We start from the raw sequence: 14681 nt of genomic DNA on the forward strand, positions 1-14681 counted from the left end.
ACTGAAAAATGTTGTTTCCTTTCCATTAAATTGCAGGACAGGTACCCCCTTTATTACAGAACGCCACATCCGCCCAATTACTTAAATCCAATCCCGCTTTTTAGAATGCCTACCTACCAATCTCTCATCCAGCAGGAACTGACCGAAGCCCAGCGCGTGCTGGCTGATTTTCTGAGCGATCCCGCGAACGGCAAAGCCATTGAACGCGCGGCCACGCTGATGGCCGGGGCTATTAACGATAACCATAAAATTATTTCCTGCGGTAACGGGGGCTCGCATTGCGACGCCATGCACTTTGCCGAGGAACTTACAGGTCGATACCGGGACAACCGCCGCGCCTTACCGGCTATTGCCATTTCGGACCCGAGCCATTTGAGCTGCGTGAGTAACGATTTTGGGTACGAATACGTATTCTCGCGCTTTGTGGAAGGGTTGGGGCAGCCCGGCGACGTGCTACTGGGACTCAGTACGAGTGGTAATTCGGCCAATATTATCCGGGCGGTGGAAGCCGCCCGTAGCAAGGGCATGAAAGTGGTGATTCTGTCGGGCAAGGATGGGGGAAAATTGGCTGGTCTGGCGGATGTAGAAATCCGCGTACCCCATTTCGGATACGCGGATCGCATACAGGAGATTCATATCAAGGTCATTCACATTTTCATGCTGCTGATCGAGAAGATGGTCTTGTAGCTACTTGGTACGCTTCATGGTCCATTTGAGGGCTTCCAGCAAGTGCTTCACAAACAGCGGCTCCACATAGGACTCGTCGGTATGCCCGCCGCCCGTGTAGTAGGCGCGGCCTCCTTCAAACTCGTGCTTCCACATGAAGGGGTGCATCGGGCCGTTCTTACCGCCCTCGTAGCTATTTTCGTCCAGCGTGGCCAGCACCGTAATACCGGGCTGAATGCTCTTGTAGTTGTAAAGCTCGTCAAATCGCCGCCAGCGGCTGGGCAGGAAACTGGTAGTAGGGTCGACCTGATTCCATACGATGATATCCACATTCTGCTGCTTGGGATGGCTCAGGAAATAAGCGCCGACCAGTTTGTTGTACCAGGGCCAATCGTATTCGGTATCAGCCGCTGCATGGATACCCAGGAACCCGCCGCCACCCCGGATGTACTCTTCGAAGGCCGTCTGCTGTTCCGGGTTTAGGATGTCGCCGGTGGTACTTAGAAAAACCACCGTCTTGTACTGTTTGAGATTAGCGGCCGTAAATACCGAAGCGTCTTCGGTAGTATCCACCCGAAAACGGTTTTCGGCGCCCAGCTTCATCAGGGCCACTTTGCCCGCACCGATGGATTTGTGACGGAAGCCCGCAGTCTTTGAAAAAACCAGAATGGCATCTGCTGCCGGTGCCGTGCCTTTTCCCGGGCCATCCGGAGCGGCTTGGGTACTGGGGGCGAGCAGAACCAGCAGACATAATAGGAGAGAAATTCTTTTCATTAGAATCGAAATTTTAGGTAGAGACAAATTCAATGAGTCAAAGGAAAGATAGATTCGACTCTACTCTTTGCCTGAGGCCATGAGCCGGTAGAACGACTTTGTTTTTATAAGTGAAAAGAAACCTGACAAAAGGTCGTTAACTTGCCCCATGCGGTGGGTACCCTATTGTTCCCACTGTTACTTAATCAAACGTCGATGCGAGTAAGACCCTGTGCCCTCATTATTGAACGCAATTGCGTGCTGACTATGAAATACCGCTACGGCGGAGCGGACGTGTACGCCCTACCCGGCGGTAATCCCGATCCCGGCGAGAGTCTTTCGGAGGTAATCATCCGGGAACTGCGGGAAGAGCTGGGCATAGAAACCGAAGTGGATCAGTTGGTACTCTGTGGTGAGGTGATTGGGGGCGATGAGCGTAAGGATGCGCTCCATGCGGTTTTCATCGTTCACATGGTGGCTGGCTTACCCCAGCTCAATCCTGAACATACCAGTGCCGTAAGCATCGAATGGCTTTCAATAAATGAGCTTGATACGAAACACCTGTATCCAAACGTAGGTCAAGCGGTCAGGGCGTATCTGGAAGGAATGCTGCGTGGGGTGTATCTGGGCAAAATCGATCAGCCCTACGTAGAATAAAAAAACGCCGTCAGGGTTTCAAAACCCTGACGGCGTTAAAGTCAAAAACCAATTGCCTATTAAGCCATTTCTAATTTGGCAGCGTTGCGCTTGCGATCGGTTTCTTCCAGATAGATCTTCCGCATTCGGATACTCTGGGGCGTTACTTCCAGGTACTCGTCCTTCTGGATATATTCCATACATTCTTCCAGCGAGAAGTTGATCTTGGGAGCGATGCGCAACCCGTCGTCCGAGCCAGAGGCACGCATGTTGGTCAGCTTCTTGGCCTCCTGAAGGTTTACCACGATGTCGTTAGGACGGTTATGTTCGCCTACCACTTGACCACCGTAGATTTCCTCACCCGGCTCCACGAAGAAACGACCGCGATCCTGCAATTTATCAATCGTATAGCCGGTGGCCATGCCGGTACCTTTGGAAATAATGGAACCACTATTCCGCCCGGCGATAGGTCCGCGATAGGGCTCAAAGCTCTTGAAACGGTGGGTCAGTACGGCTTCACCCTGGGTGGCGGTAAGTACATTGGAGCGCAGGCCAATCAAGCCCCGAGACGGAATCTCGAATTCCAGATGCTGCAAATCGCCTTTGGGCTCCATCACCAGCAGTTCGCCTTTGCGTTGGGTAGCCAGTTCGATGACTTTGCCCGCCGTCGTTTCGGGTACATCCACCACCATCGTTTCAATGGGTTCGAGGCGCTGTCCGTTTTCGTCCTCTTTGAAAAGTACCTGCGGCTGACCTACCTGCAACTCGTAGCCCTCGCGGCGCATGGTTTCGATCAGTACAGATAAGTGCAGGATACCCCGGCCATAGACCAGGAATTTGTCTTCACTACCCGCCTGCTCTACGCGGAGGGCCAGGTTTTTCTCAGTTTCCTTCATCAGGCGGTCGCGGAGGTGGCGTGAAGTCACGAACTTGCCTTCTTTCCCGAAGAACGGAGAATTATTGATCGTGAAGAGCATGTTCATCGTCGGTTCATCTACCGCGATACGGGGCAGCGCTTCGGGATTCTCGAGGTCAGCGATGGTATCACCGATTTCGAAATCGTCGATGCCCGTTACCGCACAAATATCACCCGCACCTACCTCGCTCGCCTTCTGACGGCCCAGACCTTCGAAGGTTTGCAATTCCTTTATTTTTACTTTCTTGATCACGCCGTCGGCTTTGCAAAGCGATACCTGCGCACCTTCCTTCAAGGTACCCCGTAGTACCCGGCCAATGGCGATCCGGCCCACAAAAGCATTGTAGTCCAGCGAGGTGATTTGCATCTGAGGGGTACCCTCGTTCATCGGAGCGGGGGGGATTTGCTCGATAATGGTATCGAGCAGGAATGTGATGTCGCCCGTCGGGTGCTGCCAGTCGGGGCCCATCCAGCCTTGCTTGGAGGAACCGTATACGGTCACGAAGTCGAGTTGTTCTTCGGTACCTCCGAGATTGAACATCAGGTCGAATACGCTTTCCTGTACTTCTTCGGGGCGGCAGTTTTCCTTGTCTACCTTATTGACCACCACGATGGGCTTCAGGCCCAGTTCCAGGGCTTTGCCCAGCACGAAGCGGGTTTGTGGCATGGGGCCTTCGAAAGCATCAACCAGCAGCAGTACGCCGTCGGCCATTTTCAGTACGCGCTCTACCTCACCGCCAAAGTCGGCGTGGCCCGGTGTATCGATTACGTTGATTTTTACATCTTTGTAGCGAACCGACACGTTTTTGGACGTGATGGTAATCCCGCGCTCGCGCTCGAGATCGTTGTTGTCGAGGATCAGATCATCGAATTCCTGATTCTCGCGAAAAAGCTTGGAGGCGTGGATGATTTTGTCGACCAGGGTCGTTTTGCCGTGGTCAACGTGCGCAATAATAGCGATGTTACGAATGGATTGCATTTCTTTTTTCTTAGTCAACAGATGAATTTTTCAGCCCACAGAGAAAAAGAAAGCACATTCGATCTTTATTCCCCGGAAAATAAGCCGCAAAAGTACGGACTTTTTAACTGAATAACAGTTTTTTACAATTAATTAATCGTAAACACTGCAAAAACGTTCATCTGTATCGAAGAAGTGCAAAAATGTGATTGAATTGTTGAATGGGATAGTTGTTTGTCTACCTATTTAGGAGCTCTGACCAACTATTTCAAAACAACTCGACCTGCCCAAGAGCTGGAACGCTACCCGCTTCCCGCGCCAACATGGCCTGCTTGCGGGTGGTACCCCAGCGATACCCACCCAGCCCGCCGGACTTTTGGAGTACCCTATGGCACGGAATCAGGTACGCAATGCGGTTGCTACCGATGGCCGTACCCACCGCGCGCGAAGCCGTGGGTTGCCCGATGGCGCGTGCCACATCGTCGTAGCTTACGAGCCGTCCCGTTGGAATCCGCAACAGGGCTTCCCACACTTTGATCTGAAAATTGGTACCCCGTAATACCAGTGGCAGAGGAGTGTTTCTGGAAGTCGCAGTGGAAAATAGCTGTTCAATGTAAGGTAAGGTACCTGCTTCATCATTAACACAAGAAGCCTGTGGCCATTCAGATTGCAACTGGACGAGCAAAGAGTCAGCACTTGAACCTTCATCCAGGAAGCGCAGATCGGTAATGCCCCGTTCTGTCACCGCGATCAGGCACGTTCCAAAGGGCGTCTCGTGGATACCATAACGCAGGGTTACGCCCGCACCCAGCGCCCGGAATTCGGCGGGCGTCATGGCTTCGTAGGTCACAAACAAGTCGTGCAAGCGGCTCGGGCTGGATAGTCCGGCCTCATAAGTAGCATCCAGCAGGTTTGATGAAGTAGCCAACTGCTGCTTGGCGTATTCTTTGGTGAGGTATCTCATAAACCGCTGTGGACTGGTACCCGCCCAACGCGTGAACAACCGCTGAAAATAATATTCCGAAAGGCCGACGTGGTCGGCGATTTGGCGTAGGGCAGGTTGGGTTCGGTAGTTTTCTTCGATAAACCGGATGGCTTTTTCGATGCGCTGGTAGTCTTGGGCGGCGTTAGCTTGCTCTTCCATAGTTATTTTTTATTCAAAGGTACCTTGGAAGGAAAGAGGGTGCAATCCGAATATTGCGGTTTTCTGAAATAGGATTTTTTATGTGAAAATTACAAAGCCTCAGCCAATAACCGCGACTAGATCCAAGCCGGCAGTGTCATTTCCAATCCCAGAATCGGGATTGCCACGAAATTCAACAGCTAAGCCTTCATCGCTAAATAGGACCCTCTACTAGCTGCTTTACGAATAATTGTTAGTATTTTTGAATAAAAGACGTCATACTTATGGTTACCTATCGAGTTTTTGATGAAGTTATAGATTTCATTACTTCCATTCCAAGACCGGAGGATATTCTGGCTTACAAGCCATCGCTGGCAGGACAGCAGCGTTTGGAGCTACTCGTTGAGAAAAAGCGTAGTGGCTTGTTGAGTGACGATGAAATGCATGAGCTTGAGCAGTACCTGATGGTAGAACATTTGATGCGGGTAGCCAAGAAAAAGGCCAAATCCCAAGTGAACGGATGAGTCGGTACATTGCCGATGCGATCAGGCAGGAAGTAGCTGTGCGAGCCGGCTTTCGTTGCGAGTACTGTCAAATTCACCAAGACGATGCATTTTATCCCTTTCAGATAGACCATATCGTTAGCCGCAAACATGGTGGCCAAACATTACTGGATAACCTGGCACTAGCCTGCTTTCCGTGCAATGTCAATAAAAGCAGTGATGTAGGTACGATTTTACTGCCCCAACAAATTTTTATCCGACTTTTCAACCCCAGGCTAGATAGCTGGAATGAACATTTTAGTGTTGAGTCGGGCAGGCTCTATGCAAAAACGACCATTGGTGAAGCAACCATAAAAGTGTTGAAAATGAATGAAATTGAGCGAATTATAGAACGTAGTTAAGTCACATTGATCACTTCACCCAAGTCGGCAGCGTCATTTCCAGTCCCAGAATCGGAATCACCACAAAATATAGCAACGCGGTGAGCAGTACCACCGAAATGAAGTTCAGCCATAATCCGCATTTGGCCATTTCGGGAATGGATACCTTGCCGCTGGCAAAAATCACGGTGTTGGTACCCGTACCCGAGGGCATCATGAAAGCGAACGAACAGGCAAACGTGGCCGGGATCATCAGAAAGAGCGGATTGATCCGGGCCGCTACGGCTACTGCCGCCAGCACGGGTAGGAAAATATTGGCCGTGGCGGTGTTGGAATTGATCTCCGTTAGAAAGACGATGAAGGTAGTCACGATGAGCAAAATCATCAGCGGAGAGTAGGAACCAATAAAATCCATCTGCTGCCCGATCCAGCCAGCCAGGCCGGTAGCCTGAAAACTGCGGGCAATGGCGTAGCCGCCCCCGACAATGATGACGATACCCCAGGGTACTGACGAAGCTTCTTTCCAGGTAAGCAGGGGTTTTCCAGTATTCTTGTTAGTCAGCACAAAGAGCGAAAGCGCTCCCACTACTGCTACCGTAGCATCGTGCACGTAATCGCCGACACCCAGCCAGGTACCCCAGCCTGGTACCCGAAACGAATCGAAATCAAAATCGCTACGGAATATCCAGCCCAGGGCCGTGAACAGAAATACGCCCAGGGCTTTCTTCTCCCCGTCGGTCATGGGGCCCAGGGAGGCCAGTTCGTATTTAAAGGCACGGGTGTCGATCAGTAGATTGGCGGGAATTTTGAAGTACCGTATGATATAGAGCCAGATCACCGGAATAAACACGACCACGATCGGAAGGCCGATTTTGAGCCAGGTGAAGAAGTTGATTTCGGGAGCCGCAGGAAATAGCTCCCCCACGATACCGGCAAACACCATGTTGACTGGCGTACCGATCAGCGTACCCGTACCGCCGATGCTACACGCGTAGGCCGTAGCGAGCATAAGGGCCAGCCCGAACTTTGACGTCGTTTCTCCGTGGCTTTCTTCGGTTTTGGCAATGACCGCCGTCGCAATGGGTAGCATGAGCAGGACCACGGCGACGTTAGCGATCCACATGGATAAAAACGCGGACACCAGCATGAAACTCAATATAATACGCTGCTGATTGGTACCCAGGTAGTTGAGGACGATCAGGGCCATACGCCGGTGTAGTTGCTGCAACTCGATTACCTTCGCGATGAAAAATCCACACAGCAGCATGATCACATAATTGTGACCGTAGCTTTCGGCTACCACATCGGTTTCCAGCACACCCAGTAGTGGGAACAGAGCCATCGGCACAAAGGCCGTGGCGTAAATCGGAATGGCTTCGGTCAACCACCAGATGGCCATCAGCAGCGTGACCGCCACCGCCCGCTGAGCAGGTACCGCCATGCCCTCCGGCGTGGGCATAATTACAACAAGAAAGGCGACCAGCAGGCCGCCCCAGAAACCGATTCGTTGGGAGAGGGTCATCAGTAGGAGAAGGATTTGTAGTCAATAAGCCATCGGGATGAAGTTTCTAATCGTTTGGCTTTTCCTGGGTTGGAAAAGCCAATGCTAGAATCGGTAGGTTTTCTGATAAGTCATTTATATTTTTGAAATTTAGATACCACAACCTCATGAGGAAAAATAATCTATACAGGACAGTGCTAGCCATCCTATTTCTGAACATCTCAGGTTGCAAAACCGAGGAAGAAAAGTCAATGGTATTCGAAATACACAACGAAATGAACGCAGAACTTTCCAAAGTGCAGGTGGTGGCCGCTGGTTTCCCGACCTCTCGACTGTTGGTAGAGAAAGAGAATCTTAGCGCAGGTAACACTTATCAGCAAAGCGTTCGGTTCAAATCGCTGCCCGATTCAGAGGGTAGCTATGAGCTCAAATTGACCGAAGCCACTCAAACCAGGACGTTTCGATTTGGGTACTTTACAAATGGAGCAGCGTTTGACAAGCGTTTTTCATTACGGGTCAAAAAAGATACCGTACTTGTAGAAAGTGTCAGGCGGGAACTGTGGAGATAAAGGCCCTACAGCTACCGCCGGTTTGCAACCGGTGGTAATAAATAGTTCCAGTCTCCGACTGTATCGTTCCCCATAGATTTACTTTATTTGTCATACAAACGAATGAAGTAAATCTTTTTTTCGTTGGTATTCTAGCTAAAAATCAATCCCTTTTCAATGAATAAATATCTTTTGGGCGGTCTGCTCATGACGGCTACCCTGACGCAGGCACAGGAATCGACCACGGCCACTAAATATGCCGAAACCATCACGCCGGCCGACCTTAAAAAACACCTGCTCATCATTGCTTCTGATAGTCTGGAAGGGCGCGACACGGGCTCGCCCGGTCAGAAGAAAGCCGCCGATTACGTGGCCGGGCATTTCAAACAGTATGGCCTGGCGCCCGCCGCGACCGAAGCTGACGGTACCGAAAGTTATTTTCAGAAATACAACCTCTACCGCAAAACCTGGGGAGAGGTATACGTGAAAGCCGATGGTAAGACCTACAACTTCAACCAGGATTTTTATCTGAATGGCCTACTGTCCACGCAGGGTGAGGTAACAGTACCTACCGTTTTTGCGGGCTACGGCATTGAGGCCACCCTGTACAACGACTACAAAAATCTGGATGTCAAGGATAAGGCGGTCGTCATATGGCAGGGCGAGCCGCAGGGCGCCAAGGGTATCTATCTGGTCAATGACAACGACCAGCGGTCGAGCTGGAGCGGGCCCCAGGCCTGGCAAAAAAAGGCCGCTACGGCCCTGGCGAAAGGTGCGAAATATGTGTTCATGATTTCGGAGAAAGAAGGGAAAGAATTTGAGCAGCTGGTACGGCAACGCTCGGTGATGTCGCGCCGGTTGAACGCCATGAGCATGAAGCCCATTCAGGAATCGCTCAGCAATATGGCCGTGTTTACGGTTTCGTCGGAGCTAGGTGCAGCTTTGCTCAATACTACCACGCGCAAGCTAAACGATCTGCGGGAAGAGATTACGAAAAAAGAAAAGAGCGTAGCCAAGGTACCTGGCGGTCAGGTTGCGCTCAAAGTCGAACGTAACAGCGAAATCATCCAAACCGAAAACGTAGCCGGATTATTGGAAGGTACCGACAAGAAAGACGAAATCGTGGTGATTTCGGCCCACCTGGATCACATTGGCATCTCGGCCGACGGACAGATCAACAACGGTGCCGATGACGATGGCTCGGGTACGGTATCACTGCTGGAACTGGCCGAGGCATTCAGTAAGGCCAAAGCCGAGGGCAACGGCCCCCGCCGCAGTATTCTGTTTCTGAACGTGACGGGCGAAGAAAAAGGACTGTTTGGCTCGGAATACTACGCCGAGAATCCGCTGCTGCCCCTAGCCAATACCGTAGCTGACCTGAACATCGATATGATTGGTCGGGTCGACAAGGAACACGCCAACGATCCGAAGTACGTGTATGTGATCGGTTCGGACAAATTATCCTCGGAGTTGCACGCGATCAGCGAAGCGGCCAACGCCGAGCACATTGGCTACAAACTCGACTATACCTACAACGACCCCAAAGATCCCAACCGCTTCTACTACCGGTCGGATCACTACAATTTTGCCAAGAAGGGAGTACCCATTATTTTCTATTTCACGGGGGTGCACGAAGATTATCACCGCCCCGGCGACGACGTGGAAAAAATCATGTTCGACAAGCAGGCACCCATCGTAAAACTGGTGTTCTACACCGCCTGGCAACTGGCCAATCGCGAGGAACGGATCAAGGTAGATAGCAACAAACAATAGATTCAAAGCACTGAGTGGCAAAGTAGGGTAGGTACCTTGCCACTCAGGCATTCATTGATTTTTAATTCATTAACTCTTGACCGATCATCTTCCCCCGGCTTTCAGCGAGTCCATGAAAACTCAGTTGGGAGCCGGTTTTTCTTTATTTGCCGAAACCCTGTCGACGGAGCCGCCTGTCAGCATCCGGCTGAATCCTGATAAGCCCGGCTACGATGCTTCGGAGCTAGCGAAGGTACCCTGGCATCCGGATGGGTATTACATGCCCGAGCGACCTGTATTCACGCTCGACCCGGTTTTTCACGCGGGTGGCTACTACGTGCAGGAGGCATCGTCCATGGTGCTGCACGAGGTACTGACCCAGCTAGTACCTTCCAAGTACCCCCTCCGTATTCTGGATTTGTGCGCGGCGCCAGGCGGCAAAAGTACCCTGCTGGCTTCGTGGATGCCACCGGGCAGTCTGTTGCTCGCCAACGAAGTGATTCGCGGCCGCGTGAACGTACTCAAAGATAACCTGGCCCGTTGGGGCCATCCCGACACCTTTACGTGTAGCTACGATCCAGAAGCCTTCTCTAAACTTAACGGCTTTTTTGATGTCGTGCTGGTGGATGCACCCTGCTCGGGCGAAGGGCTATTCCGTAAAGATCCCGATGCCGTGCACGAATGGTCACCCGAGCATGTGCAACTCTGTTCGGCGCGGCAGCGACGCATTCTGTCGGCGGCTGTGAAGCTAGTCGCGCCGGGTGGTTTGCTGCTGTACAGTACCTGCACCTACAATGAACTTGAAAACGACCAGAATGCCCAATGGCTAGTTGAAAATCAAAGACTAACGCACCAACCCGTGAACCTACCCGCCGAGTGGGGCCTCAGCGCCCGCAACTACGGGTACCAGTGCTACCCCCACCGGCTTCGGGGCGAGGGCTTTTATTTTGCGGCCTTCCGCCAGACCCGAGGGGTACCTTTCCAAGGAAAAGCGGCGCGGTATATGGATAAATTGAAATCCAAATCGCTGCACAAACGCGAAGAAGCCGCCCTGGCGGACTGGCTTGCTGAGGATTCCGATTTCTTTTTTGTCCAGCGCCCCGACGATACGGTACTGGGCGCACCTCGGGAATTGAAGGAAGATTTGCTATTTCTGGATGCCGCGCTGCCGCAAGGGGTATGGCTGCGTGAGTTGGGGTTGTTCAAAGGCAAAGAATTCATTCCCGCGCAGGATTTGGCCATGAGCACAGCGATTGCGCCCGACCTTCCCGCCCTAGAACTGAATCGGGATACTGCTCTGCATTTTTTGAAAAAGGAAAACATTGTACTTTCCGAGGCACCCAAAGGCTGGCTGCTGGCGCAGCATCAGGGCTTGAATCTGGGCTGGATGAAAAATCTGGGCAACCGGGTAAATAACTACCTACCCAAAGACTGGCGGATTCGGATGGATATTCGGGAGATTTGAAAGTTCGTCTTTCTGCTATTTTCCGCACCTTTCCAACCATTCTGGCTTGTAGCGTATCCCTACCTACAAACCAGTGTACGGATGAAAGCGATTCACTTTTTGAGCAAAGTCCTTTTCTTATGTTTGCTGATTGGGTGTTCCAATGAAATCGGCCCCAAGAATGGCTACGGGATTGTTGGAGAATGGCGGCTATTCGAAAGGGGAGGTTCCCCCGGATCAGGTTACTACACAGTACCTATCCCCGCAAACCCACTACAGAGCCTGACTTTCACCTCGGATGGTCAGATTTATAAGGTAGGTGATAGTAAAGGTGCTTTGTTTTATTTTTTTGAAAATGCCAATCGATTCAGGGTTGATTCCACGGAAAAGGGACTTCTCCTATGGACAAAGAGCAAAAAAAAGGATAATGATGAATCCTACTATCTTATTAAATTTCAAGGTGATACGCTGACTGTCTACCCGCCCTGCATCGAAGGCTGCCACTTTGCCTTTGTCAAGATTCGCTGAAAAATGAAAAAGCTTCAATTCCTAGCCACCCTTATTTTCCTTACTTGCTTATTGGGTTGCGCCGATAAGGAACTTCGCCCCTATGAACGCAGCCTCGTGGGTACCTGGCGGCTGTTCGAGGTAGGAGGCTCGACGGGCTACCAATGGTATGTACTTCCGATTCCGGCTATACCCTTGCAGAGCCTGACTATCATGCGCAACGGCAAATTGTCCGGTCAGGGTGACGCCCTGAGCAATTTCAATCGGCCCAGGTACCGTATCATATCGGAAGGTGATCAGGTAAAGCTGGAATTGTATGGAAAGGACACGGATGGTTTCAAATCAACTCTCCGCATCGAAGGCGATACGATGCACATCGCCCCGCCCTGTTTCGAAGGCTGTCATTATGGGTTTGTCAAGATTCGTTGAAAATGAAAACGAGGCTATTCATAATGAATAGCCTCATCGGATCGGAATGAACATGTACGAATAAAAACTCAATAGTCTTCATCCATGCCGCTATCGCGTTCTTCCCGCTCTTTTTGCAATTGCTGCGCCTGCTTGCCGAAGCGGTAAGTAAAGCCCAGGAAGGCAATGCGCGACTCGCGTTTAGCGGAAGTATAGCTCGTAAAACCTTCGCCGTAGGTATTGATCCGGAAACGCAGCGTATTAAATATATCACTTACGCGCAAGCTAATGGCTCCGCGACCTTTCAGTACTTCTTTCTTTACCCCAACATCCACATTGAAAAAGCTCTGGATTTCGCCCTGCGGAATAATGAACGGTGAGCGGTAGTTGATACTTACCTGGCTGTCAAAACCCTTCGCGATGGTCATATTGGAGTTGATCCGAGCCGTCCAGCTTCGGTTGCTTTGGGTCAGCACATCGGGTACCCCAGGGTCACCTTTGATGGTAGACATGTAGTAGGAGAAGTTACCGTTGGCTTTCCACCAGCGGGTAATGTCCTGATTCAGCACAAACTCCAGACCGTAGGAGTACGAACGCGCCAGGTTGAGGTAAGTTTGCTCGGTAACGCCATCGTCGCGCAGGCGGCGGTATCGGGTTACGTTGTCGGTGGTGGCGCGGTAAAAGGCCGTGGAAGTAAGAGAGGTACTTTTGCCGTACCACAAATGGCTCAGTTCGAACGAATTGATCAGCTCGGGGCGCAGATTGGGATTACCAAAACGGATGTTCAGCGGGTCCGAAATATCCACAAACGGATTCAGCGCCCGCGTCCAGGGACGGTTGATCCGGCGGGTATAATTGACCTGCATTTTCTGGGCTTTGTTGAGCTCGTAATTCAGAAAGGCGCTGGGGAACAGGTAGGTATAGTTCTGCGTAGCTACCTCGCCGGTGGTGCGTTGTTCGGTGGTGAGGTCGGTGTTTTCCAGGCGCAGGCCAAACTGGTAGCTCCATTTTGATAATTCCTGCCCAAAATTAGCGTAGGCCGCGCTGGTGTGTTCGTCGTAGATAAAACGATTGGACAAGCGGGGATCGTAGATCCAGGTAGGAGAGTCGCCGTAGCGATTTTCGAACTGAAAATCTCCGTCCAGCAAACGGTTGGTGTACTTCAGGCCCGTTTCGAGTTTGGCTTTGTTAGCCAGCGGCTCTACAAAGTCCAGTTGCATGACCGCCACGCGATCCTTGTTCTCGCGGGTGTTGCGCTGGTATAAATCATCCGTTACTTCACTGGCCAGGGCATCGGTAGTGGTTTGGTTGAAGAGCGATAACTGGTTGCTTTTTGAGGTAGAAAGTGTCGCGTCGAAAGTCAGCAACCTACCTTCTTTATCAAATTTCTTCCGCAGCCCCAGCACGTAATCGAGGCCGCCTCCCACTTCTTCCTCGTCGGTAGTACGGTTGATGGTTTGGGTCAGTTCGCGGCCCGTATTTTGGTAGCGATAGCGAGCCACATCGCGGTCGCGGTCGTATTCGGGGCGATACAGAATCGATCCGCTCACCTGGAATTGCTTGGTAGCTTCCCAATCGAATCCGAAGCGCAGGTTATGATTCACATCGCGGCTGGTACCGTCCTGGCGCTGCTCGAGGTACCTCAGCGTTTCGTTGTTGAAATTATCCCGGTCATTGTCGCGGTAGGTAAACCGGGTACGATCACGGAAATTGTAGCTCATGAAGGTATTGAGCTTGTTGATGCGATTGTTCAGATTCACGGAAGCATTGTACTTATCCCGCGTCCCGATGTTCAGATCTGCACTGCCGTTGAAGCCGTCGGCTTTTTCTTTCTTAAGGATAATGTTCAGGATACCCGCTGCGCCATCGGCGTCAAACTTGGAAGAAGGATTGGTAATGACCTCGATGGATTCGATGCTACTGGCCGGAATCTGATCCAGCACCGCCTGCCGGTCCATGCCCGTCAAACCCGAAGGCTTGCCATCCACCAGAATAATCACATTCTCACTTCCCCGCAAACTCAGGTTGCCGTCGATATCCACCGTCACGGAGGGTACGTTCTGCATAATATCCAGCGCACTACCGCCGAGGGTAGTAGGTAATTTATCCACGTTGATAATCTTCCGGTCCAGCGAGTACTCAATGAGTTCCTTTTGCCCGGTGACAGTCACAGTATTCAGCTCGCGGGCAGTTTGGGTCATAAGTACAGTTCCCAAATCCAGACTGGGCTTGTCGGCGGTCAGGATAATGTTCTTTTCGGAAAAATCTTTAAAACCCAGCGATTGAATCAAAATATAGTATAGGCCCGGGGTAACATTGGTAAGCTTGAAGGTACCCTTCTCATCGCTGATTACTCCGCCCGCTGCCGTCGAATCGGCGGTGCGGAATAGCGCAACGCTCCCGAACTGAACGGGTAGCTTTTGACCTTCTTTTTCGTATACCAGGGTACCTGTGACAGTGCCGGAGGTAGTAGTCGGGCTAGTTTCGGAAACCGTCAGCGCCGGAGTTTGTGCGTGACTGACAGAAAGTAGAAGAGTGAAAAGTGCTGATAAGCAGAGGATTGGTAATGACTTCATGAGTTGTGGT

General features: G+C 51.4%; 13 protein-coding genes. 8 read left to right on the top strand and 5 right to left on the bottom strand.

Translation table 11 applies throughout. From position 1 onward, the window contains the following. The first annotated feature begins 105 nt into the window (after positions 1-105). A complete protein-coding gene (gene lpcA / locus GBK04_RS13225) occupies positions 106-687 on the top strand; it encodes a D-sedoheptulose 7-phosphate isomerase (RefSeq protein ID WP_152760371.1) in 582 nt (193 codons plus the stop codon). Here lpcA and GBK04_RS13230 read toward each other — a convergent pair whose 3' ends face one another. Next, positions 688-1440: a ThuA domain-containing protein gene (locus GBK04_RS13230; protein WP_152760373.1), complete on the bottom strand. Its 753-nt coding sequence runs from the start codon at positions 1438-1440 to the stop codon at positions 688-690. A gap of 195 nt (positions 1441-1635) precedes the next feature. Between GBK04_RS13230 and GBK04_RS13235 the strand changes: the two genes are divergently transcribed. Beyond that, the gene (locus tag GBK04_RS13235) at positions 1636-2076 is read left to right on the top strand and encodes an NUDIX domain-containing protein (RefSeq protein WP_152760375.1); all 441 of its coding nucleotides are present in this window, start codon (positions 1636-1638) and stop codon (positions 2074-2076) included. Positions 2077-2135: 59 nt separating this feature from the next. Here GBK04_RS13235 and typA read toward each other — a convergent pair whose 3' ends face one another. Together typA and GBK04_RS13245 are read right to left on the bottom strand one after the other, a co-directional pair. Next, the gene (gene typA / locus GBK04_RS13240) at positions 2136-3950 is read right to left on the bottom strand and encodes a translational GTPase TypA (RefSeq protein WP_152760377.1); all 1815 of its coding nucleotides are present in this window, start codon (positions 3948-3950) and stop codon (positions 2136-2138) included. Between the two features lie 247 nt (positions 3951-4197). Further along, positions 4198-5073 (bottom strand): bifunctional transcriptional activator/DNA repair enzyme AdaA, encoded by an 876-nt coding sequence (locus tag GBK04_RS13245; RefSeq protein WP_152760379.1) that lies wholly within the window; start codon positions 5071-5073, stop codon positions 4198-4200. Between the two features lie 263 nt (positions 5074-5336). Here GBK04_RS13245 and GBK04_RS13250 point away from each other — a divergent pair, with 263 nt between their 5' ends. Further along, positions 5337-5576: a hypothetical protein gene (locus GBK04_RS13250; RefSeq protein WP_152760381.1), complete on the top strand. Its 240-nt coding sequence runs from the start codon at positions 5337-5339 to the stop codon at positions 5574-5576. Further along, entirely contained in the window at positions 5573-5956 is a 384-nt protein-coding gene (locus GBK04_RS13255; RefSeq protein ID WP_152760382.1) for an HNH endonuclease, read from the top strand. Before GBK04_RS13250 ends, GBK04_RS13255 begins: the two co-directional genes overlap by 4 nt. Before the next feature lie 10 nt (positions 5957-5966). Here GBK04_RS13255 and GBK04_RS13260 read toward each other — a convergent pair whose 3' ends face one another. Then, a complete protein-coding gene (locus GBK04_RS13260) occupies positions 5967-7457 on the bottom strand; it encodes an SLC13 family permease (RefSeq protein ID WP_152760385.1) in 1491 nt (496 codons plus the stop codon). A gap of 254 nt (positions 7458-7711) precedes the next feature. On the opposite strand from GBK04_RS13260, the gene GBK04_RS13265 reads away from it, so the two are divergent. From GBK04_RS13265 to GBK04_RS13280, 4 genes are all read left to right on the top strand, one after another. Then, a complete protein-coding gene (locus GBK04_RS13265; RefSeq protein WP_152760387.1) occupies positions 7712-8005 on the top strand; it encodes a hypothetical protein in 294 nt (97 codons plus the stop codon). A 156-nt stretch (positions 8006-8161) separates the two neighbouring features. Next, positions 8162-9757 carry a M28 family peptidase gene (locus tag GBK04_RS13270; protein WP_152760389.1) on the top strand — a complete coding sequence of 532 codons (1596 nt, stop codon included), beginning with the start codon at positions 8162-8164 and terminating at the stop codon, positions 9755-9757. 76 nt (positions 9758-9833) lie between these two features. Next, positions 9834-11201 (top strand): methyltransferase RsmF C-terminal domain-like protein, encoded by a 1368-nt coding sequence (locus GBK04_RS13275; protein ID WP_373330955.1) that lies wholly within the window; start codon positions 9834-9836, stop codon positions 11199-11201. Positions 11202-11711: 510 nt separating this feature from the next. Continuing rightward, positions 11712-12116: a hypothetical protein gene (locus GBK04_RS13280; protein ID WP_152760391.1), complete on the top strand. Its 405-nt coding sequence runs from the start codon at positions 11712-11714 to the stop codon at positions 12114-12116. A 68-nt stretch (positions 12117-12184) separates the two neighbouring features. Here GBK04_RS13280 and GBK04_RS13285 read toward each other — a convergent pair whose 3' ends face one another. After that, positions 12185-14671 carry a TonB-dependent receptor domain-containing protein gene (locus tag GBK04_RS13285; RefSeq protein ID WP_152760393.1) on the bottom strand — a complete coding sequence of 829 codons (2487 nt, stop codon included), beginning with the start codon at positions 14669-14671 and terminating at the stop codon, positions 12185-12187. Positions 14672-14681 lie beyond the last annotated feature (10 nt).

Origin of the sequence: Salmonirosea aquatica (assembly GCF_009296315.1) — a bacterium.
Taxonomy (GTDB): domain Bacteria; phylum Bacteroidota; class Bacteroidia; order Cytophagales; family Spirosomataceae; genus Salmonirosea; species Salmonirosea aquatica.